Source organism: Pseudomonas sp. TH31, assembly GCF_016650815.1.
GTDB lineage: Bacteria > Pseudomonadota > Gammaproteobacteria > Pseudomonadales > Pseudomonadaceae > Aquipseudomonas.
This window is the reverse complement of sequence record NZ_JAEKEZ010000038.1, coordinates 238,665-261,212: the sequence shown is the minus strand read 5'-3', so window position 1 is coordinate 261,212 and position 22,548 is coordinate 238,665. Positions and strand designations below refer to the sequence as shown.

At 61.0% G+C, this 22,548-nt stretch carries 16 protein-coding genes and 2 pseudogenes; 12 read left to right on the top strand and 6 right to left on the bottom strand.

From position 1 onward, the window contains the following. Nucleotides 1–3: 3 nt before the first annotated feature. On the bottom strand, nucleotides 4–891 hold the full coding sequence (locus tag JFV26_RS31630; RefSeq protein ID WP_201197483.1) for a Dyp-type peroxidase: 888 nt from the start codon (nucleotides 889–891) through the stop codon (nucleotides 4–6). A gap of 227 nt (nucleotides 892–1,118) precedes the next feature. Beyond that, nucleotides 1,119–2,159, bottom strand: coding sequence for an AraC family transcriptional regulator (locus JFV26_RS31625; RefSeq protein ID WP_201197482.1), 1,041 nt, complete (start codon nucleotides 2,157–2,159; stop codon nucleotides 1,119–1,121). 205 nt (nucleotides 2,160–2,364) lie between these two features. Here JFV26_RS31625 and JFV26_RS31620 point away from each other — a divergent pair, with 205 nt between their 5' ends. Next, a complete protein-coding gene (locus tag JFV26_RS31620) occupies nucleotides 2,365–3,315 on the top strand; it encodes a SphA family protein (protein ID WP_201197481.1) in 951 nt (316 codons plus the stop codon). A 43-nt stretch (nucleotides 3,316–3,358) separates the two neighbouring features. Here JFV26_RS31620 and JFV26_RS31615 read toward each other — a convergent pair whose 3' ends face one another. From JFV26_RS31615 to JFV26_RS31605, 3 genes are all read right to left on the bottom strand, one after another. Beyond that, nucleotides 3,359–4,339, bottom strand: coding sequence for a LysR family transcriptional regulator (locus JFV26_RS31615; protein ID WP_201197480.1), 981 nt, complete (start codon nucleotides 4,337–4,339; stop codon nucleotides 3,359–3,361). A 260-nt stretch (nucleotides 4,340–4,599) separates the two neighbouring features. After that, nucleotides 4,600–5,079 carry a YbjN domain-containing protein gene (locus tag JFV26_RS31610; RefSeq protein ID WP_201197479.1) on the bottom strand — a complete coding sequence of 160 codons (480 nt, stop codon included), beginning with the start codon at nucleotides 5,077–5,079 and terminating at the stop codon, nucleotides 4,600–4,602. A gap of 372 nt (nucleotides 5,080–5,451) precedes the next feature. Further along, complete coding sequence (locus JFV26_RS31605) at nucleotides 5,452–5,892, bottom strand: carboxymuconolactone decarboxylase family protein (protein WP_201197478.1); 441 nt, start codon at nucleotides 5,890–5,892, stop codon at nucleotides 5,452–5,454. Nucleotides 5,893–6,097: 205 nt separating this feature from the next. Here JFV26_RS31605 and pdxR point away from each other — a divergent pair, with 205 nt between their 5' ends. The 4 genes from pdxR to JFV26_RS31585 all read left to right on the top strand — a co-directional run bounded on the left by pdxR (nucleotide 6,098) and on the right by JFV26_RS31585 (nucleotide 9,553). Then, nucleotides 6,098–7,531, top strand: a complete 1,434-nt coding sequence (gene pdxR, locus JFV26_RS31600; RefSeq protein ID WP_201197477.1) for a MocR-like pyridoxine biosynthesis transcription factor PdxR — start codon at nucleotides 6,098–6,100, stop codon at nucleotides 7,529–7,531. A gap of 123 nt (nucleotides 7,532–7,654) precedes the next feature. Continuing rightward, nucleotides 7,655–7,948, top strand: a complete 294-nt coding sequence (locus JFV26_RS31595) for a putative quinol monooxygenase (RefSeq protein WP_201197476.1) — start codon at nucleotides 7,655–7,657, stop codon at nucleotides 7,946–7,948. A gap of 279 nt (nucleotides 7,949–8,227) precedes the next feature. Continuing rightward, nucleotides 8,228–8,626: a cupin domain-containing protein gene (locus tag JFV26_RS31590; RefSeq protein ID WP_201197475.1), complete on the top strand. Its 399-nt coding sequence runs from the start codon at nucleotides 8,228–8,230 to the stop codon at nucleotides 8,624–8,626. 231 nt (nucleotides 8,627–8,857) lie between these two features. After that, nucleotides 8,858–9,553 carry an ATPase gene (locus JFV26_RS31585; RefSeq protein WP_201197474.1) on the top strand — a complete coding sequence of 232 codons (696 nt, stop codon included), beginning with the start codon at nucleotides 8,858–8,860 and terminating at the stop codon, nucleotides 9,551–9,553. Between the two features lie 173 nt (nucleotides 9,554–9,726). Here the strand turns inward: JFV26_RS31585 and JFV26_RS31580 are convergent, their stop codons facing one another. Continuing rightward, nucleotides 9,727–14,592, bottom strand: a complete 4,866-nt coding sequence (locus JFV26_RS31580; RefSeq protein WP_201197473.1) for an NAD-glutamate dehydrogenase — start codon at nucleotides 14,590–14,592, stop codon at nucleotides 9,727–9,729. 505 nt (nucleotides 14,593–15,097) lie between these two features. Between JFV26_RS31580 and JFV26_RS31575 the strand changes: the two genes are divergently transcribed. From JFV26_RS31575 to JFV26_RS31545, 7 genes and pseudogenes are all read left to right on the top strand, one after another. Then, the gene (locus JFV26_RS31575) at nucleotides 15,098–15,454 is read left to right on the top strand and encodes a hypothetical protein (protein ID WP_201197472.1); all 357 of its coding nucleotides are present in this window, start codon (nucleotides 15,098–15,100) and stop codon (nucleotides 15,452–15,454) included. Nucleotides 15,455–15,697: 243 nt separating this feature from the next. Next, nucleotides 15,698–16,657, top strand: a complete 960-nt coding sequence (locus tag JFV26_RS31570; RefSeq protein WP_003218556.1) for an AAA family ATPase — start codon at nucleotides 15,698–15,700, stop codon at nucleotides 16,655–16,657. Between the two features lie 5 nt (nucleotides 16,658–16,662). Next, nucleotides 16,663–17,605 (top strand): annotated as a pseudogene (locus JFV26_RS31565) (DUF58 domain-containing protein). Further along, nucleotides 17,602–18,094 (top strand): annotated as a pseudogene (locus JFV26_RS31560) (DUF4381 domain-containing protein). Before JFV26_RS31565 ends, JFV26_RS31560 begins: the two co-directional pseudogenes overlap by 4 nt. Then, complete coding sequence (locus tag JFV26_RS31555; protein WP_201197471.1) at nucleotides 18,087–19,166, top strand: vWA domain-containing protein; 1,080 nt, start codon at nucleotides 18,087–18,089, stop codon at nucleotides 19,164–19,166. Before JFV26_RS31560 ends, JFV26_RS31555 begins: the two are co-directional and overlap by 8 nt. Further along, nucleotides 19,163–20,902: a tetratricopeptide repeat protein gene (locus tag JFV26_RS31550; RefSeq protein WP_201197470.1), complete on the top strand. Its 1,740-nt coding sequence runs from the start codon at nucleotides 19,163–19,165 to the stop codon at nucleotides 20,900–20,902. The genes JFV26_RS31555 and JFV26_RS31550 overlap by 4 nt, the downstream gene beginning before the upstream one ends. Next, nucleotides 20,899–22,539: a BatD family protein gene (locus JFV26_RS31545; RefSeq protein ID WP_201197469.1), complete on the top strand. Its 1,641-nt coding sequence runs from the start codon at nucleotides 20,899–20,901 to the stop codon at nucleotides 22,537–22,539. The genes JFV26_RS31550 and JFV26_RS31545 overlap by 4 nt, the downstream gene beginning before the upstream one ends. Nucleotides 22,540–22,548 lie beyond the last annotated feature (9 nt).

Genomic DNA, 22,548 nt, shown 5'->3' with positions numbered 1-22,548 from the left:
GATTTAGCCGATGCGCAACGCGCGCAGGTCCAGCTGACCGTCCTTGAGCGGCGGGCACCAGTAGTAGCCGCCGGTGATCGGACGACTCATGCGGTACAAACCATCCGTGATGCCGTCTTCCAGACCGCTCATACGCCGCAGTTGCGCTTCGAAGGCGTCGAGGGAGAAGCCGAACGCGAGGAACATCAAGCCGGCGCGGTCGCCTTCGATCCACGGCATCGAACGGCGTACCACGAAGGCTTCGGGGGCGAAGCTTTCCTGGGCGGTGCGTTTGACGTGAGCAGAAATTGGCGCGTCGTCGAGTTCTTCGTTGTCGCTCAGGCGACGGCCCATGATGTTGTCCTTTTCATGGGACGGCATGGCATTGAAACCTTTCAAATCATGCTGCCACTGCTGAATCGCGGCGAAGCTGCCACCCACCCTGCCTTCAGCGCCGTCGCTGACCAGTGCGGCGGCTACGGCGGCTTCATCGTGAGGGTTTTCAGTGCCGTCTTCGTAACCGGTCAGGTCGTGGCCGGTGAGGTGGCGGAAGGTTTCGTTCATCTGCACCAGGCGAAACGCCGGGGCCAGTGCGGCTTCGATAACGGTGCTGCGATTGAGCAACTCGCCACGGTCAACGCCGTGCAGCCAGCACCAGAGGGCGTGTTGGGTCGACGGGTTGTCGACGCCGACGCCGGTCATGGCCGGGAACGCTCGCAGGCCTTCGACCTGACCGTGCAGGGCCTTGACCAGGGATTCACCGAAACCGACCACCGCCGACTTGCCGTCCACCCATTGCATCAAGTTGTCGAGCGCGGCCGGCAGTGCGGCGACGGATTCGAGGGCGAAGAACATATGACGGGCTTGAGGCGGAACGGGGGTGGCGAGAATGCCCGGCTGGTAGTAACTCATATGAACTCCTTAAAAAGAGGCTGAGTTTAACCGGGACAAAGGCAGCTGTGTGTTTTGTAGCAGCTGCCGAGCACCGCGAGGCTGCGTTCGGTGCGGGCCGCGATCGGACGAAGTCGTCGTAAACCCTGGCTACGCGGTCCACCTGATACACCGCATTGTCTGATTTCACGACGACTTCGTCCGATCGCGGCCTGCACCGAACGCAGCCTCGCGGTGCTCGGCAGCTGCTACAGGGCGGGCCAGGAGTCCTGGCGAAACGCGCTCGGGCTCATCCCGGTCCAGCGCTTGAACGCCCGGCGAAAGCTGCGCACGTCGCTGTAGCCGACTTCCTCGGTGATCCGCTCGATCGACATCTCGGGATTGGCCAACAGGCTCAGGGTGCGCGCCTGGCGCACCTGCTCCAGCAAGGTTTCGAAGGTCAGGGCATGTTCGGTCAGGCGGCGGCGCAAGGTGCGGCTGCTCATGTTCAGGTCGCCGGCAATTTTTTCGATGTGGCTGCCTTGGGTCAGGTCCCGGGCAATCGCCCGCTCCACGGCTTGAATCAGATCAATTTTCTGGTGAACCTGCGCCGCTTCCAGCTCCAGCAACTTGACTGCCTGACGCAACGCCAGCGAGTGATGGTTCGGCAGTCGCACATCCAGCCAGTGAGCGGCAATCACCATGCGGTTTTGCAGGCAACCGAAACGCACGTCCGGCCCGAGTAAGCGCTCATATTCGGCGACGTAATCCGGCGCGGCATGGACGAACTCCACCGCCATCGGCTTGAAATCGGCCCCGACCAACGCCCGGCCATACACCAGCAGGCTGGCAAAAAACTCCTCCACCGCAAACAGCTGCACGTCGGTAAACGGCAGGCGGCATTCGATATCGACAAACACCCGGTCGCCCGCCTCCTCCACGCTCGACACCACGATGCCGCCAGAGGTGTGCTGATGGCGGATGCCCAGCTCAAACGCATCGCGCAAGGTCTTGCACAGCGATAACACATGCCCGAGCAAACCCAGGGTGCCGAGCACGTTCTGCGCACCAACCCACAAGCCCAGCCCGCGATTGGGCAAGACCTTGAGCGCGCGCTGGATCATCGCCACGGCCTGGCGGTAGGAAATACGCTGCGCCGGGTCCTGGAGATCTTCAAGGGTGAAGCCCAGACCTCGGCAAAGATTCTCGGGATTGACCCCTTTGAGCTCGGCGACTTCGGCCAGTGTTTGCAGCAGAAATGGCGAAACCAGCGCCAGTTCGTAGGTAGGGTCGACGACTTTCATTTGCATGGCGCAAGACATCCCGGATCAAGCTGAATTCTTATTTTTGTTACCGGTTATGTCGAGGAAAGTTAGCACAGGGTTTAACGGCTGTCCGCAGAAGTCCCCCTATGTGGCCGCCAATACCCTGCCGGCCAAGGCCTGGACAGCTTATTTCTATGCAACGGCCCGCGCGGCCGGCGGTGCCTCCCTAACAATAATAATGAGTACACCCATGAACCCGACCCGCACGACATTCTGCTTGCGACTGGCCGTCAGCCTGGCCGGCGTGTTTGCCATTCACTTGCAAGCCTTGGCCACCGAGGCCGGCGTGGACAATATCGGCCCGGGCACCGATGGTTTCTTCATGCTGCCGCTGGATGTAAACAGCCTTGCGGACAACATGGTGGCGTTCAACGTCTACTACAACCATTACACGTCCACCAAACTCCATATCAGTTCCCTCGGCGGCAAGGTACCGGATGTCGATATCGAATCCACCGCCGTGATCCCGCGCCTGGATTACCTGAGCCCGGTGCACATTTTCGGTGGGCGGCTGGCCGGTTACATCGCGCAACCCTGGCTCAAGCAGGAAGTCTCGGTGTTCGGCTTGCATGACACCCGTGAAGGCATGGGCGACACCACCATTGCGCCGATCATTCTCTGGGACATGGGTAAAAACCTGACCCTCGGTGCCGCCGTGGAGGTCACCGTGCCGACCGGCGAATACAGTCCTGATCGCCTGGCCAATACCAGCAACAATTTCTACACCTACAAGCCGCTGTTTTCCTTCACCTGGCTGCCAACGGACAACACCGAGGTGTCGATGAAGACGACGTACAGCTTCAACGAGAAAAACAAGGACACCGATTATAAATCGGGGCAGATTTTCCACTTCGATTATTCCGCCAGCTACAAGATCACCGACGACCTGATGCTCGGGCTGAACGGCTACTACCTCAAGCAAACCACCGACGACAAACAGTTCGGCAGAACCGTGCAGTTCAACGGCGAAGACGTGAACGACGGCGTGCGCGGCCAGGTGTTCGCCATCGGCCCGGCGCTGCACCTGACCTTCCTCAAGTACGCCAGCGCCGAGATTCGCTGGGCCAGGGAGTTTGATGTCGAGAACCGTCCGGAGGGCGACATGCTCTGGGCGAAGGTCAGCATTCCGTATGCGTTTTGAGTGACAAAGCAATATCGCCAGGTAATCGGGCCACTGGATTGATTCAGGACTCAAACCACTCCCGTCGCTCGGCGAAGGTGTCGCGGATCAGTTGCGCGATCATCTGCACCTCGGCCACGTCACCGGAATCGGCATTCACCGCCAGCCACACCTGATGCTGCATCGGCTCGCGGAACAACCCCGGCAACGCCACCAGGCTGCGATCGTAGTGGCTCATGTAGCCGGGCAGCAGGCCGATGCAGGCGCTACATCGAATCATGTCGAGCATCAATTCATAGGATTGCAATGTCACCACCCCGGCCAGGCGTTGTTCCACCAGGGTGTTCCAGGGCCGAAAACAGTCGATCTGGCGATCACGCTGCCATTGCACCAACATGAAATCGGTCAAGTCATCGACACTGGCCGGCCGGGTCGTAACCCGCGAATAACGCTTGGCGATGTGCGGCAGATAACTCAACTGCGCCAAATGCTGCGGCTCATGGGTGTCAAATGTCGGGCCGGGTAGCGGTGAATCACCGGCAGCCAGCCAAAGCACCACATCGGCGGTGATGGCTTGCAGGGCGAGTTCACTGTCCAGCGAGATGATTTCCAGGCGGATGCTCGCATTGCGCCGCAGCAGCGAGACCAGGTCGCGGCCGAGGATGTCATGCAGCAGAGATTCCGCCACCGCCAGTCGAATCGAGCGCTGCTCGACCACGGGCAACTGGCGCTCCCGGACCAGGGCGGTCAACTGCGCATGCAACTGCTGGCCTTCGCGACTGAGGCTCAGGGCGCTGCCCTGGAAGTTGAACAATGAACGTTGTAAACGCGCCTCCAGTTGCGCCAGTTGCTTGCGCAGCAAGGTGGCGCGGACATTGAGGCTGCGCGCCGCCTGCATGAAACAGCCGCAGCGGGCGCTGACCATAAAATACTGCGTCACCTCGTCCTCGATCCCGGCGGCCAGCGCCAGCCAGGCGTCGGGGGTATGCGGCGGCGCGCGGTAATCGGTAATGCCCTGGCGTCCTGCGGGTTCTGTGAATGCCATCGATGACTCCCTGTCGATCCTTGTTTGGGTTGTTTCAACTGCCCCACTGAACTGCCCCGTGGGAGCGAACCTGCTCGCGATGGTGGTGGATCAGTCAACTTCATCGTTGAATGTGATGGCCTCATCGTCGGAACGCTACCCGGAGCAAACTCGCTCCCACATTGAATCGGGGTTGTTCATCACTTCTGTGCCTGGCCACGGGCCTGCTGGATTCCTCCAGCCATTTGTTCAGGTCGGTGCCATCGACGCTCAGTGTTTTTTCAGAGCGTCGAAACCTCTGGCGTGGCAGCCTCGGCGGTTTCAGCCTGAGCCTGCAATTGCGCGGCGTTCTGGCTGTATTCACGCAGGTACACGATGAATTCCTGCAGCAGGCGATCCCACAACTCCAGATTGCCCTTCAGGTGATCGGCGCTGACCCCGGCAGCTACTACCACGTCCATTTCCATCACCAGGAACTCGCCCTGCACCGACAACCGGGCAAAGCGCCGCGAAGCGTTCCACAGTTCCGCCAGCCCGGCCGGCAACTCGCCCTGCACGCGCAAGGCGCAGCTGAAAGTGAAGTCGACGTAGCTGCCCTGCTCCACTGCCGGGTTACCGAAACGCACGGCATAGCCGATGCCCTGGCTGGCGCTGAGCAACTGCACAATGCCGTTCTGTTCGGTCTGGTTGACCCGGTAACCGGCGGCTTGCAGCACGTCGGTCAGGGATTGTGGTGATACGTGGCTGATCAATTGAGTCATAAAAGTCGTCCTTGGATTCAGTGAGCGAGCGCCACCAGGGGCTCGTCGTATTGCATTTTCCAAAGCGCTGGCCCAGTTCTTCGAACTAGACCCGAGCGCCGTACATCTGCTGATTCTTGACTGATTATTGCTGCACTTGTGTGTCACGTTCAGCCAATTGCGTCTGGAGCTTAGACTGTTCTGCCTCTTTGACGCGGGCCTGACCAGCAACTATTCGTAAGCCGGAGATCACCAGCCACCCCACCCCCGTAGGAGCTGCCGAAGGCTGCGATCTTTTGATCTGGTTTTTAAAAATCAAAGTCAAAGATCGCAGCCTTCGGCGCTCCTCAGAGATTTGTGGTGTACGCGGACTTTGTGTTCGACTTGAGATGCTCAATCGCTGGGCGTCTGGCGAAAGCTTACCGCCAGCCGATTCCAGCTATTGATGGTGGTCACGGCAATGGTCAAATCCACCAATTCGCCTTCACTGAACTGCTCCCGCGCCTGGGTGTAAACATCATCCGGCACGTGGCTTTCAGAAAGCAAAGTGACTGCTTCGGTCCAGGCGAAAGCCGCCCGCTCCCGAGGGTTGAAGAAGCCGCTGTCACGCCAGACCACGATCGAATACAAACGCCGATCCGTCTCGCCGAGGCGCCGGGCATCCACCGAGTGCATGTCGGTGCAGAACGCACAGCCGTTGAGTTGCGAGGCACGGATTTTGACCAGGTGCAGCAAAGCGGCCTCGATGCTCAAATTGCCGGTCAATGCCTCCATGGCAATCATCGCTTTCATCGCTTTGGGTGACGCGCTGTAGTAGTCCAGACGCGGATTCATGGAAAGACCTCGCAGCGCAGACAGGTGTTGCCACGGTAGGCGTTGATGCCGCGACGTTACAGATCCAATTCAACGAAAAACCCAGGGACCACCGGCCAACAGCCCCCTCCGGCGTTTTTTGCCTGCGCAACTTCTATGCGACGGCGCAATGGGGGTAATCTGGCGCGACCCACAGTCGCCCCACTGCCCCAGGAGCCCCGCCGGTATGGAACTTCACGTTGTCATCAACGGCCGCAAAGACCTGGCAGGCCAGTTGTACCAACAACTGCGCAGTGCCATCGAAACCGGTCGCCTGGCAGCCGGCACGCAACTGCCGCCCAGCCGCTTGCTGGCCGAACAGTTGGGGATTTCACGCAAGACCATTTCCGATACGTACTCGCAACTGACCTACGAAAACTTCCTCACCGGGGTGATCGGCAAAGGCACCTACGTCAATGCGCGGCCGGCGAAAATCCAGCGCAAGCAAAGCCATTCGGAGCTGGCCAGTGCCGAGATCATCGAGTCCTGGCGCAACCTGCCGGTGTTGTTGCGCCATCCGACGCTGGAAGGTTCGCTGCGCTACGACTTTATCGGTGGCGCCACCAGCAAGGGCCAATTCCCTCAGGACGATTGGCGGCGCTGCACCTCTCACGCCTTGCGCCAGATGGCCGGATCCAAGGGCTTTTACAGCCTGCCCGAAGGTTTACCGGCGCTGCGCAATGCGATTGCCCGGCACATCGCGTTTTCCCGCGGAGTCAATTGCCAGGACGAAGATGTGGTGGTGTGCAACGGTGCGCAGCAGGCCCTGGACCTGATTGCCCGGGTGCTGATTCAACCCGCCAGTCTGGTGGCAATGGAAGATCCCGGTTACCCGCCAGCGCGTCTATTGTTCGCCAGCCATGGCGCCACCGTGGTCGGGGTCCCGGTGGACGCCGAAGGCATTCAGGTCGAGTTGATTGCGCAAGGCACGCGGCTGATTTACGTCACACCGTCGCACCAGTTCCCGCTGGGCATGCCGATGAGCCAGACACGTCGAATCGCCTTGCTGGCACGGGCGCATGAGCTGGGCGCAATCATCATCGAGGACGATTACGACAGCGAATTCCGCTACGAGGGCCGACCGACCGATTCGCTGCAAAGCATGGACGAGCGCGGCATGGTTGCCTACGTCGGTACCTTCTCGAAAACCCTGCTGCCAGAGTTGCGGCTCGGTTATACGATCTTGCCGCCGGCGATCCTTGAAGCGGTGATCCGCGCCAAGCAGCTCACCGACCTGCACACCTCGACGCTGCCGCAATGGGCGCTGGCCAAGTTCATCGCCGAAGGCTGCCTGCTCAAGCACATCCGCCGATGCCACACGATCTACGCCGGGCGCCGCGAGCGGATCCTGGCGCGGATGGCCGGTGATCTTTCACCGTGGTTTGAGGCCGTGCCGACCGTCGCCGGGTTTCACATGGTGGTGCTGTGCAAGGTGCCGATCGACCTCGCGCTGATCATCGAACTGGCCAGAAAAGTCGAAGTCGGGCTCTATTCCATTGAGGGCTTTTTCTATCAGCAAGCGCCGCGTGCCGGGCTGCTCATGGGGTTTGGCGCTATCGAAACCCTGGACATTGACACCGCGCTGGACCGCTTGAAGGACATCTTGCAGCAGGTCGCCTGACACATTGGTGTGGGGGTTTATCCGGCGATTGGCTATTGGCGGTCCCCCGATGCAGGCCTATTCTGCAAATGCGTTATCCCTCAATGAGCAGGATTCGTCCGGCCTGATTCAGGAGTGTGAGTAATGTCCAACGAAGTGATCAACACCGTACAAGTGCAGGCCGCCGCCGGCCGCTCGGAAGAACTGGGCAAGCAACTGCAAAAGATTGTCGAAACCCTGCGTGAACTTCCGGGCTGTGATTCCTATATGGTTGACCGCTGCCCCGAGGACAGCAACCGCTGGAACGTCAGCGCCCGCTGGCAATCGGAAGCGGCCATGCAATCGCATTTCAACTGCCCTGAAGTGCAGGGTTTTATTGGGTTGATTGATAGCCGATTGGCCAATGCCGTCGATTTCAACAGCTTCCCTATCGTGTAACCCCCCCTCTGTAGCAGCTGCCGAGCACCGCGAGGCTGCGTTCGGCGGCGAAGCCGTCGTAAAAACCCTGAGCATGCCGTCTACCTGATACACCTCAGTGTCTGATCTCACGACGGCTTCGCCGCCGAACGCAGCCTCGCGCTGCTCGGCAGCTGCTACGGGTTGCTCTGGTGATACGAGGGGATTGGTCCCCTCACCTTCGCGAAAATTGGCCGTTTTATTGCCTTCACCCGCGGCTTACTGTGGTCCCTGACGACTAACCACCCCAGGTGATCAACCATGAAAGCTTTGAGTTTACTGGCCGCCCTGGCCCTGACCGTTTCCGCTTCGGCGTTCGCCCACGACCCGTCTGAAAAAATCACGGTGTTGCAGGACGAACTGCTGCAAAACGTGCCCGGCAAAAAAGCCATGATGATCGAGGTCGACTACAAACCCGGCCAATCCTCCATCGCCCATAAACATGACGGCACCGCCATGGCGTATGTGCTCTCGGGCCAGATCACCTCTCAGGTCAAAGGCCAGACGGCGATCACCTACAAGGCTGGCGAGTACTGGTATGAACCGGCGGGTTCCGAGCATTTGATCTCGAAAAACGCCAGTGCGACCCAACCGGCCAAACTGTTGGTGTTCATGGTGTTGTCGCCGGACGAGAAAGTATTGATCCCTTTGAATAACTGATGCCTGTTACATCAGCCATAAATAAACAGGCCCGAATGAACAATTCGGGCCTGTTTATGACTGCTCGCAATTAGCTTGAAGCGTTTACATCAAACAAAACTATGACTCACTCAATAAGCGCAGGCATAGACAGGTTTCATTCAGCGAATACAGGTTTAGTCTAAGTTCATTGCCGGTCGATACCGGTAACACTTAAACACTTGCCTCACGCTGTTTCACTGGAGAGACACCATGAAACTTGTGCTTGTTAGTACGTTGGCTGTCGCAGCACTGTTAACCGGATGTTCCATTCCCACGGCCCCAAAAGCGCTCTCCTCGCTCGATATGCCGGCCACTCGCTCCAGTGCCGCAAGCGTCGCCAACGGCAGAACGGTGTCGCTGGGCATTGTCTACAGCCCGAGCACCCAGGCCAACCGCGATTACCTGCGCCACTACCAGGCCAACGCCGGCAGCGGTTTCGGCCAGAGTCTGCTGGATCAACCGATCCACGACGCCTACGTGGCGAGCTCCAACCCGGACTTTGCCGTAGATGGCGTCAAGGCCTCGTTGCAGCGCCAGTTCGGCTCGGTGACGGTCTATCCGGACATGCAAAGCCTGCGGGCCGCCAGACCGGACGTGGTCGCCATTGTCGACACCCACAGCCAACTGATGACTTCGCGCAGTTCGGATATCAAGGTGGATGTCAGCGCGAGCCTCTATGATTCGAAGTTCAATTACATCGGGACTGCGCAAGGGCATGACGCTAGATCGTTGAGCCCTGTCTGGGCCGACTTTGGACGCAGCGAAGAGATTGTCGCGGATATTAACCAACAACAGGATGTGCAAGTTCGGGCGCTGCAAAAGTTTGACCAGTCGCTCAGTAATTTATTGACCAGGTCGACAGATAAAGTATCGATGATTGATCACACAACAGGACAGAAGTTGTAGTGAGGTTAATGGCCGCATCGCGAGCAAGCTTTGCTCCTACAGGGTTACGCCATCGACATATAACCTGTAGGAGCAAAGCTTGCTCGCGATGCGGCCTGCCCAGACAACACAAAAGCCCACAGAAAAAAGCCCCCGCAGCTCTCGATACGGGGGCTTTTTCATTCAGCGTTGAATCAGGCTGTCACCACCGCCTGACCGCTCAACGCCAGGTCCAGCAGTTCGCGGTTGGCGACTGCGTACATGGCGTAGTCAGTGCCGCTCGCGGCACGGATTTCCACCAGCATGACGCGCCAGCGCTCGATCATGCCTTCGTGCGCTTCCATCCACAGCGCCAGGCGTGTTTCCACGTCCTGAGTGCCGTCGCCCTGTTGCAGGACGGAGATGGTGATCGCACGTTGCTGCCAGTCCACATCGTCGCGGAACGCTTCACGGGCCAGCGCCTGCCAGTTGTTTTCAACCGGCAGAGCACTGATCTGTTGCAGGTACCAGGTGATGTCCAGCGCGCTGCCGACGGCGAAGTAAGCCTTCGCGACGTCTGCGGCGTTCTGGCCGGTCACATCCGATGCTTCGATGATCGGCAGCAAGGTGTACAGGTGAGTGGTGCCTGCAACCATGCGCGCCAGCAACTCAGGTACGCCAGCCGCGACGTAAGCCTGATAACGGGTCTGCCAGCCTTCACGGGTCGGGCCTTCCAGCAGCTCGTCGAGCTTGAGGCCCAGCGCCGCCAGATGTGGACCGAAGTGCGCGACGTCACGGGCAGCGTTCTGCTCGTTGCGACGGCTGCGCAGGAACCAGCGCGTAGCGCGGCGGCCCAGACGCATCAGCTCGTCCATCAGCTCCAGTTGCACGTCAGCGGAAACCTGGTAGTCCAGGGCTTCGATCTGCCGGAACCAGTGCGGGAGGTGGAAGATATCGCGGACAATTACATAGGCACCTGCAACATTCGCCGGGCTCATGCCGGTCGACTCTTTGAGTCGTTGAACGAAGGTGATGCCCATGTGGTTGACCAGGTCGTTGGCGATCTGGGTGCTGACGATCTCGCGCTTCAGACGGTGACGACGCATGGCTTCGGAGAACTTGCTCACCAGCATCGGCGGGAAAGCGGTTTCCATGTCGCGGGTCAGGTAATCGTCGTCCGGCACTTGCGAGTTGAGCAGCGCTTCCTTGAGGTCGATCTTGCTGTAGGAGATCAGCACCGACAGCTCGGCACGGGTCAGGCCATGGCCTGCCGCGACGCGCTCGTTGATAGCCTCTTCCGCCGGCAGGAACTCGATGGCGCGATCCAGCTTGCCACGGCTTTCCAGGTCGTTCATCAAGCGCTTGTATTCGGCAATCCGCGGCAAGGCGCGACGGGCGGCCAGGGACAGTGCCTGAGTCTGCTTGTAGTTGTTGCCCAGGACCAGGCCACCGACTTCGTCAGTCATGCTGCCGAGCAACTGGTTACGTTGCTTCTCGGTCATATCACCGGCCTGAACCACTTCGTTCAGCAGGATCTTGATGTTGACTTCGTGGTCGGAGCAGTCCACGCCACCGGCGTTGTCGATGAAATCGGTGTTGGAACCGCCGCCATTGAGGCCGAATTCGACACGACCCAATTGGGTCATACCGAGGTTACCGCCCTCGCCCACGACTTTGCAGCGCAGTTCGTTGCCGTTCACGCGCAGCGCATCGTTGGCCTTGTCGCCGACATCGGCGTGGCTTTCGGTGCTGGCTTTGACATAGGTGCCGATACCGCCGTTCCACAACAGGTCTACCGGGGCCTTGAGCAAGGCGTTCAGCAGCTCGGTCGGGGTCAGCTTGTCAGCCTGAATGTCGAAGCGCTCTTTCATCTGCGGGGAAATCGCGATGCTTTTCGCGCTGCGGGAGAAAATCCCGCCGCCTTCGGACATGATGCTGGTGTCGTAATCCGACCAGGCCGAACGCGGCAGGTCGAACAGGCGCTGACGCTCGACGAAGCTGTTGGCCGGTTGTGGATTCGGGTCGATGAAGATGTGCAGGTGGTTGAAGGCCGCGACCAGTTGCAGGGTCTCGGACATCAACAAGCCGTTACCGAACACGTCACCGGCCATGTCGCCGACGCCGACGACGGTAATGCTGTCCTTCTGAACATTGATGCCGCGCTCGCGGAAGTGACGTTGTACGCCAACCCACGCGCCCTTGGCGGTGATGCCCATTTTCTTGTGGTCGTAACCGGCCGAGCCGCCCGATGCAAAGGCGTCGCCGAGCCAGAAACCGTAGTCGATGGCAATGCCGTTGGCGATGTCGGAGAAGGTTGCAGTGCCCTTGTCCGCCGCCACTACCAGGTACGGGTCATCATCGTCATGACGCACGACGTTGACCGGCGGCACCAGTGCGCCGTCCTTCAGGTTGTCGGTAATGTCCAACAGGCCCGAGATAAAGATGCGGTAGCAGGCGATGCCCTCGGCCGCGATCTCGTCCCGACCGCCGCCCAATGGCAGGCGACGCGGCAGGAAGCCGCCCTTCGCGCCCACAGGCACGATGACCGAGTTCTTCACTTGCTGGGCTTTTACCAGGCCCAACACTTCGGTGCGGTAGTCTTCTTCACGGTCGGACCAGCGCAGGCCGCCACGAGCCACGTTACCGAAGCGCAGGTGCACACCTTCAACGCGAGGCGAGTAAACGAAGATTTCGAACTTCGGTACGGGCTTCGGCAGCTCAGGGATCTGGTGCGGGTTGAACTTGAAGCTGAAGTAGGACTTGTTATGGCCGTGCGCATCGGTCTGGTAGAAGTTGGTGCGCAGAGTGGCCTTGATCAGGTCCAGGTAGCGACGCAGGATGCGGTCTTCGTTGAGTACCTGGACGTTGTCCAGGGCGGTGACGATGGCCTGTTCCAGACGTTGCTGCTTGTCTTCCAGATCGTCGCTGGCCAGTTTGCGCGCCAGGTAGAAACGGGTCTTGAACAACCGGGTCAACTCGCGAGCGATGTCGGTGTGGTTGTTCAGGGTGCTGGCGATGTAGCCCAGGTCGAAGCCCAGACGAATCTGCTTCATGTAGCGGGCGTAGGCACGCAGCAGCGCCACATCGCGCCATGGCAGGCCGGCAGTCAGTACCAGCCGGTTGAACGCATCGTTCTCGGCATCGCCACGCACGATGTGGACGAACGCGTCCTGCAAGGTATCGTTGAGTTGCTGGATGTCGAGTTCCAGGCCTTCGGCAGCCGTGAAGGCGAAATCGTGAATCCAGAACTCGCGGCCATTGTTGTGACGCAGGCGATACGGGAACTCACCCAGCACGCGCAGGCCGAGGTTTTCCAGGATCGGCAAGACGTCGGACAACGCCAGCGGCGTATCGGCGTGGTACAGCTTGCAATGCAGTTCGCGCTGACCGGAGACCTGGCCCAGCGGCTGATAGAAACTCATCACCAGCGGGCTCTTTTCGTTCAGGCTCAGCAGGTGTTGCATGTCGACCACGGCCGAGTGCGCAGCGAAGCGCTCGCGGTAACCGGCCGGGAAGCCTTTCGGGAAGTCCGCCAGCACGTTGGTGCCGTGGGCTTCGCCGAAGCTTTCCACGACCAGGCTCGCGTAGTCGTCCTGCCAGCTGCGGCAGGCTTGAACCACTTCTTTTTCCAGCAGGACCGGGTCGATGTCCAGACGGTTCTTCGGGTCAACCCGCAGAATCAGTTGTACACGGGCCAGCACGGACTCGGAGAAGAAGGTCCAGAACTCGCAATCCGAGGCTTTCAGGCGATCCATCAGCACTTGCTGGATCTTCTGGCGCACTTCGGTGGAGTAGATGTCGCGCGGCACGTAGGCCAGGCAGTAGCAGAAACGACCGTACGGGTCTTTGCGCAGGAACACGCGGATCTTGTTGCGCTCCTGGATCTGCACGATCGACATCACGGTGCTGAACAGCTCGTCGACCGGGGTCTGGAACAGATCGTCACGCGGCAGTACTTCGACGACCTGCGCCAGTTCCTTGCCCAAGTGAGCCTTGGCCTGGAAGCCGGAACGGCGTTCGATTTCCTCGACCTTGCGGCGGATGTACGGAATGACCCGCACGCTCTCGCCATACACCGAGGAGGTGTAGAGGCCCATGAAGCGGCATTCCTTGATGACCTTGCCGTCGGCGTCGATCTCGCGGATCGACACGTAGTCCGGGTAAGCCGGACGGTGTACACGGCTTGGGTGCGCAGCCTTGGCGAACGACAGCAGGGTCGGTTCGCGCAGGTAGTTCACGGCGTAGTCTTCGATGCGCAGGTCATCGTAGGTCAGGCCGGTACGCAGCAGTTTGGTCAGACCGAGGAAGGAGTCCTGGTCGTACTCGATATGGCCGCCATCGGCCTGGTCGCTGACCACGAATTCTTCATAGCCCAGGAATGTGAAGTGGTTGCCCACCAGCCATTCCAGGAAGCTTTTGATTTCGGCTTTTTCTTCGCCATCGACGTTGAACTGGCTGTTGTCCAGGCCGGTCAGGATTTCCTGGACCTTGGCCTTCATTGGTTCGAAATCGGCGACCGCAACGCGGACTTCACCGAGCACCTGTTCCAGCTCTTTGCTCAGTACATTCAGCTCGGCCGCGTTGGCGCAACGGTCGATTTCCAGGTACATCAGCGATTCTTGCAGAATGCCTTCGCCGTGGGTGCCCTTGGGCAGGATTTCCAGCAGCTCGCCCTTGCTGCCGCGACGCACGCTCAGCACAGTGGTTTGCAAGGTATGGATGCTGTAGCCGCGACGGTTCAGCTCGGTACGTACCGAGTCCACGAGGAATGGTAAATCGTGGTGCAGCACTTCGACCGCGGTGTGGGTCGACTGCCAGCCGTGGCGTTCGTAATCAGGGTTGTAGACGCGCACTTGTGGTTGCGCGTGATCGAAGCGCTCAAGCAGGCGCCACGCAGAAAGGGTGCAGCCGGCGAGGTCGGACAACCGACGTTGAGTCAGCTCGTCGAGGGAAATGATGCCGAAAAATTGTTCAGCAAACAGCGCCACTTGTGGCAGTGCCTGTTCACTGATGTGCTGCGCCAGTGCCGCTTGCAGTTGGTGCTGGAAGTCGGCTTTGCTGGCTGCGGTGAAGAACGCCATCTGTGGTACTCCGCTTGGGCTTGTTATTGATGGAAGCGTCGCGTGCAAAACCCCTTTCGGGGCGATCCGTCACCCTGTTCCTGATTCTCGGGCAGAGGAAACTAAGGAGACAGGTGGGTGAAGCTGGACGAGACACTCAGGTCACATTCACCTTCCAAGAATGGGTATCGGCAAAAGCGACTGTACGATGAATTGCACAATGCCTTTACGGGTATCCATTCGATGCGCAGCTTAACGAGTGCGACAACGTGCCTGCTTGCGGTGCTGCGACATATTCGGTCATCGGCACGCAGCTTGCGCCTTGTGCATCGGACAACGTTAGCAGTCACGGGGCAAAACCGGAGGTTAAAGTCCGATTTTACGACCCATCCGTGCCAGAAATGACCAGCAACACTTAGGATGTTCACGACACAGGCTCTGACACTCAAACGAGCAGAAATTCCCGTCTGCTGGCAGAATCGCCCTTTGTTCGTCTTCACAATGCTCGTCGAGCCAGGAATTCCCCATGCAAATGACCACCGCCCTCTTGATCGTCAACCCGTGCGATGACGAAGAAGACAACATGGCCATGCTCTGCTGCCACAGCGATCAGGGCGATATGTTCCTGATGACCCGCTACCCGGACGAGGACGCTTTGGACATCACCCTCGACGGCGAACCATCGACCCTGGACGGGGTGAAAGTCACCCTCGGCGCTACCCGCCTGCTGATCGAAATCGCCGCTGGCGATGCCGATGCGCTCAATGGCGATGATTCCCTGGAAATCATTCACAGCACCGATGCCAGCGACCTGGCGGAAGTGGAAGAAACCTTGCAGAACATTCTCAAGGGGACAGGCACCTATATAAGCGAGCTCGCCTGATAGATCGCTAAAAGATCGCAGGCTTCGCCAGCGCCTACACCGACTGTGTTCCACGCAATGGCTATGCACGACACGACCCCCGGTAGGAGCTGCCGAAGGCTGCGATCTTTTGATCTTCCCCACCCACCACACATTTTCTGAAAAATGCCGTTAGTCGCCACCCCCTGCGATGCATTAAAGTAACGCCCCCAGCCCTGGCGTTATTCGAACGTCTTCGCTCACCCTTTCCAGGAACAGTCATCGATGGAACATCGTGAAGCGCTGCTTGCGCTGCGAACCTTTCTTTCAACGCAGATTCTCGGCCAGGAAAAACTCATCGAGCGTTTGCTCATCGCCTTGCTCGCCGACGGCCACATGCTGGTCGAGGGCGCCCCGGGCCTGGCCAAGACCAAGGCCATCAAAGAGCTCGCCGAAGGCATCGAAGCGCAGTTCCATCGCATCCAGTTCACCCCCGACCTGTTGCCGGCCGACATCACCGGCACTGAGATCTATCGCCCGGAAACCGGGAGTTTCGTGTTCCAGCAAGGCCCGATCTTCCACAACCTGGTGCTGGCGGACGAAATCAACCGCGCCCCGGCCAAGGTCCAGTCGGCGCTGCTTGAAGCCATGGCCGAGCGCCAGGTCAGCGTCGGGCGCAGCACCTACGAGTTGTCACCGCTGTTTTTGGTCATGGCCACGCAAAACCCGATCGAGCAGGAAGGCACTTACCCACTGCCCGAAGCCCAGCTCGACCGCTTTTTGATGCACGTAAAAATAGGTTTCCCGGACGCCGCCGTCGAACGACGGATCCTGCAACAGGCCCGTGGCGAAGCCCTCAACGGCGAAACCAAGCCCGAGCGCCGGGTCAGCCAGCAGGCGATCTTCGCCGCGCGCAAGGAAATCCTCGGTTTGTACATGGCCGACGCCGTGGAGGAATACCTGGTGCAACTGGTCATGGCCACGCGCACGCCGGCCAAATTCGACCCGGAAATGGCCGAGTGGATCGCTTATGGCGCCAGCCCACGTGGTTCCATCGCCCTTGACCGTTGCGCCCGCGCTCACGCGTGGCTGGCCGGTCGCGACTTTGTCAGCCCGGAAGACATTCAAGCGGTGCTGTTCGACGTGTTGCGTCACCGCATCATCCTGTCCTTTGAAGCCGAAGCGGCGGGCATCGACCAGGACCGGGTGGTCCAGCGGATTCTCGACGTCGTAGCCGTCGCTTGACCTCGATGAACGCCAGCCTGCCGCCCGAGCCGGGCATCCGTGTCAGCCTCGCCGAGCTGATCGAGATGCGCCATCGGGTGCGCGAAGTGCAGCTGTTTTCCACGCCGAGCCAGCGCAGCCCGCTGATCGGCCTGCACCACTCAAGCTGCGCGGGCGTGGCGTCGACTTCGATCAAGTGCGGGTCTATCAGGCCGGCGACGACGTGCGCACCATCGACTGGCGCGTCACCGCCCGCACCCAGGAGCCGCACACCAAACTGTTTCACGAAGAACGCGAACGACCGATCTTCATCATGGTCGAGCAAAGCCGTCGGCTGTTTTTCGGCTCCGGGCTGATGTTCAAGTCGGTGCTGGCGGCCCAAGCCGCGAGCCTGATCGGCTGGGCGGCCCTGGGGCATAACGACCGGGTTGGCGGGCTGGTGTTCGGCGACAACGAGCACTACGAAATCAAGCCCCGGCGCAGCAAGCAGAGCCTGCTGCAATTGCTCAACCGGCTGGTGCGGGTCAACCAGTCGCTGCACACCGAAAGCGAGCAGAACCGCGACTCGCTCAACATGGCCCTGCGCCGCGCCGGGAAGTGCTGCGCCCCGGCAGCCTGGTGATCGTGATCTGCGACGAACGCGCGCTGACCGAAGGTTCCGAGCAACAGCTGAGCCTGTTATCGCGCCATTGCGACCTGTTGCTGCTACCGCTGTCCGATCCGCTGGACCATGCCCTGCCCGCCGCCGGGCTTTTACGCTTCGCCGAGCGTGGCGCGCAGCTGGAACTCGACACCCTGAATTTCGACCTGCGCCAGGCCTACCGCGCCCAGGCCGAAGCGCGCATCGCCCGCTGGGAATTGCTCGCGCAAAAGCTGCGGGTACTGTTGATGCCCCTGAGCACCCAGAGTGAAATGGTCGAGCAACTGCGCGAGTACCTGAACCCACAGAAACCGGGGAAAGGTCGATGAGCAGCCTCGAACAACTGCAACCGCTGATGCCCCCCGCCCATCGCCTTCTGGCCACCGGCGCCGGGCTGGTGGCTGTTGCTGCTGTTATTGCCACTGATCGGTTTCGGCCTGTGGCAGTTGCGGCGCATGATTGCGAGCAAACGCCCCATTGTGCGCGCCGACCAACCGCTGGACCCAGTGCGCCTCGCCGCCCTGGCCGAGCTGGCGCAGATGCCCAAACCCTACGACGGCGCGCCGGCCGGTGCCTGGCTGCAGCAACTCAACGGTTTGCTCAAACGCCTGTGCCGCAACCATTACCCCTACAGCCAGAGCCACACCCTCAACGGCCGCAAATGGCTGGCGTTCCTCGACAACCGTTGCCCGGCCGCCGGCCTGACACGCTGGATGGTGCTGGTGGAAGGCGCCTACAAACCCGAATGCAAACTCGACGACAAGGCCATTGCCGGCCTGACCCAAGCCGTCGATACCTGGATTCGCAAACATGTTTGAGTTCGCCTGGCCGTGGATCTTTGCCCTGTTGCCATTGCCGTGGCTGATGCGCGTGCTGCTGCCGGTGGCCGACAGCGGCGAACCGGCGCTTAAAGTCAGCTTCCTCAGCGACCTCGAAGGCCTGACCCGCCGCCGTGCCCGCGCTCACCTGCCGGCCTGGCGCCAGCAAGCACCGTTCATTCTGCTGTGGCTGTTGTTATTGATCGCCTCGGCGCGCCCGCAATGGCTCGGCGAACCGCTGCCGATTGCCGCCAGTGGCCGCGATTTGCTGGTGGCGGTGGACGTGTCCGGCTCGATGGATTTCCCCGACATGCAGTGGAAGGGCGAAGACGTCAGCCGCTTGTTGCTGGTCCAGCATTTGCTCGGTGACTTTCTGGAAAGCCGCGAAGGTGACCGGGTCGGGCTGATCCTGTTCGGCAGCAAGGCCTACCTGCAAGCACCGCTGACCTTTGACCGACGCACGGTGCGCATATGGCTCGACGAAGCGCGGATCGGTATCGCTGGCAAAAACACCGCCATCGGTGATGCGATTGGCCTGGCACTCAAGCGCTTGCGCCTGCGTCCGGCGCAAAGCCGTGTACTGATTCTGGTCACCGACGGTGCCAACAATGGCGGCGAAATCGACCCACTGACCGCCGCTCGACTGGCCGCCAGTGAAGGCGTGAAAATCTACCCGATCGGCATCGGCGCCGATCCGGAACAAAGCGGCACCTTGGGTTTGCTCGGCGTCAACCCGAGCCTGGACCTCGATGAGCCGGCCTTGAAGGCGATTGCCGAAGCCACCGGCGGCCAGTACTTCCGCGCCCGCGACGGCAAAGAGCTGGAGGCGATCAGGGCCACCCTCGACAAACTGGAGCCGGTAACCCAGCAACCGACCCAGGCCCGTCCGGCCCAGACGTTGTATCACTGGCCACTGGCGTTGGCGCTGCTATTGAGCATGGTGCTGGTGGTGCGCGAGCGCTGGCCGGACAACCCATTGCAACGCTTCTTGAGCAAGGATCTGTTTTTGCAAACCCAACTGCCAGACTGGCGCCAACGGCTCAAACGCCTGCGCCTGAGGAGGCGTCGATGAGCGCGCTCTGGCCTTACTGGTTCCGGCCTTGGTGGCTGTTGCTGTTGCCGTTGCTGGGCTGGTTGCTCTGGCAACTCTGGCATCGGCAGAAACGCGCCGGGCGCTGGCAGATGATCCTGCCACCGGCCTTCCACGCCGCGCTGTTGAGTGGTGGCAAAGGTCACGACAGCAAACTGCCGTGGGTGGTGCTGGGCCTGGCCTGGGTGCTGACCATCGGTGCGCTGCTTGGTCCGAGCTGGGAACGGGTTGAACAAACCAGCCAGAAACCCGCCGACCCGCTGGTAGTTTTGCTGGAACTGACCCCGGAAATGCTCGCCACCGACAGCCCGCCGAACCGTCTGGAACAAGCGCGACGCAAGTTGTTCGACTTGCTGCAAAGTCGCAGCGATGCCCAGACCGCAATGGTCGTCTACGCCGGCAGTGCCCACACGCTGGTGCCGCTGTCGGATGATTTGTCCACCAGCCGCAACCTGCTGGACGCGCTCAAGCCGTCGTTGATGCCCGAGGCCGGTCATCGCGCCGATCTGGCGGTTATCAAGGCCTTGGCGCTGCTGGATCAGGGCGCTCTGGGCCAAGGCCGGATCCTGCTGATCGGTTCCTCCCTGACCGAACAGGAACGCCAGGGCATTCGGCGCGCGCTGGACGGCAAATCCACGGAGTTTCTGATGCTCGGCGTCGGCACCCCCGAAGGCGCGCCGGTCACTCAGGAGGACGGCAGTTTCCTCAAGGATGCCCAAGGCGCGATTCTGGTCCCGCGCCTCGACAATCAAGGTCTGAAAGCCTTCGCCAGTGACCTGGGCGGCCGCTACCATTCGTCACGGCTCGATGACGCCGATCTGGGCGCCTTGGGCCTGCTCGATGGCCCGCGCACTCTGCGCAACGACGGCCAGACCCTACGCCTGGATACATGGGCCGACCAGGGTTACTGGCTGTTGCTGCCACTGTTGCTACTGGCCTCCTTTGCCGGGCGCCGGGGTTGGTTGTTCTGCCTGCCGCTGTTGTTCCTGATGCCGCAACCGAGCTACGCCTTCGACTTTGCAGACCTGTGGCTGCGCCCCGATCAGCGAGGCCTGCAGTTGCTCAATCAGGAGCACCCGGCCGAGGCGGCCCGGCATTTCGAAGACCCGCAATGGCAAGGTGTGGCGCTGTATGAGGCCGGCGACTACAGTGGCGCCGCCGAGCGCTTCGCCCAAGGCAACGACGCACGGGCGCACTACAATCGGGGTAACGCCCTGGCCAAGAGCGGTGAACTGGAAGCGGCGCTGGATGCTTATGACCAAGCCCTTGAACGCCAACCGGATTTGCGTCCGGCGCTGACCAACAAGGCGCTGGTGGAAAGCCTGATCAAACAGAAAACCACACCACCGGCCGTTGAACCGGACAAAACCGAAGGCGAAGAGGCAGGAACTGCCAGCGATGGCCCGCCGCCCGGCGCCGCCACCCAGCCTTCGAGCAGCGGCGAGCCGAAAACCGACGCCCAGGCCACCGCGCCCGACACCGAACAACCGTCTGCCGCGCCGCCGCAACCCGGCGCCAATGAAGTACCGGGCAGCGATCTGGGGGACGAACAAAGCACCACGCCACCACGACGCCCGGCCAACGATAGCCTGGAAGGCGAACAGGCCCAGGCGTTGGAGCAATGGCTGCGCAAGATCCCGGATGATCCCGGCGAATTGCTCCGGCGCAAATTCTGGTACGAACAGCAACAACATCAGGATCAGGGAAAAACTCGATGACCCGCTTCACCGCTTTTCTGCTCGTTCTGCTGTTCTGGACCTTTCAGGCCCAGGCGGCGGATCTGGTCGCCAGTGTGGATCGCAGTCGCCTGAACACCGGCGAAACGGTCGAACTGACCCTGGAATCCAGCGACGTCACCCAGTTCGGCAAACCCGACCTGTCGCCGCTGGAGCCGTTGTTTGAAGTGCGTGGCACCCGCCAGGTCAACCAGTTGACCACGATCAACGGCGACAACCGTGCCACCACGCGCTGGATCATTACCCTGCTGCCCAAGCAAAACGGCAGCGTGGAGATACCGTCGCTGCAACTGGGCGAAGTGCGCAGTCAGCCGATCAGCATCCAGGTGATCGAGACCCGAACCCAGGACACCCAGAACACGCTGGCGCCGGTATTCATCGAAGCCAGCCTCGATCAGTCCAGCGTGTATGTGCAGGCTCAGGCGATCCTGACCTTGCGCATCTACCATTCGGTGTCGCTGTACGACGACAGCAGCCTGACGCCGCTGCAGATTCCCGACGCACGCATCGAGCCACTGGGCGAGTCGCGCACCTATGAAAAGGTCATCAACGGCCTGCGTCATGGCGTGATCGAGATGCGCTATGCGATTTTCCCCCAGCACAGTGGCGTGCTGACCATCCCCACGCAGGTGTTCAGCGCCACGCTGGTGGACGCGCAACCGTCCCAGGACGCCGGCGCCCAAGGGCCGAAATCCGGCAAGCTGCTGCGCGTCAGCTCTGCCGAGATTCCACTGACGGTCAAGGCCAAACCCGCGACCTACCCGGCTGACGTACCATGGCTGCCGGCGCGCAGCCTGAGCCTGAGTGAAAGCTGGAGCCCGGAGCCCGATCATGCGCAGGTCGGCGACTCGCTGACCCGCAGCCTGACGTTGAAGGCCGAAGGCCTGGCCAGCTCGCAGTTGCCACCGCTGCCTGCGACCGATGCCAACGGTTTGCGCCGCTACCCGGACCAACCGGTGCTGGGCAACCAGAACACCGAGCGTGGCCTTATCGGCAGTCGCGAAGACCGTGAAGCCCTGGTGCCTGCCCACAGCGGCAGCATCGAGTTGCCGACGGTGGACGTGGTCTGGTGGAACACCTTCGAAGATCACCTGGAACACAGCAACCTGCCGGCTCGCACCCTGCAAGTGACGAACAACCCGAGCCTGGTGGTCGACACCCCGGCGGGTTCTCCACAAGTGAGTTACGGCGCCGACAGCGAAGCCTTGTGGTGGTGGAAACTCAGCACCGTGATCCTGGCCTGCACCACCCTGCTCGGCTTCGGCCTCTGGTGGCGCGCCCGCTGGCAACCGGCGATCCTGCGCGCCGCGCAAACCGGTCCGAGCCCGCGCACCGTGCTCGACGACCTCAAGCGCGCCTGCCAGGCCAACGACCCCCACGCCACCCGCCAGGCCCTCGACGCCTGGGCCCGGCAACAACCGGAGACCCTGGCCGACATGGCCGCGCGTTTTGTGCCGCTGTCCGATGCACTGGACGGCTTGAACGGCGCGCTCTACAGCGAAACCGGCCAGCATTGGCAAGGTGAAGACCTGTGGCGCGCGACCCGGGCGATTCCGATGGCCGAGCGGGTTCAGGACCCGGTGGGTGATAGCGGGTTGCCGCCGCTTTATCCGAAGTGATGCCAGTCG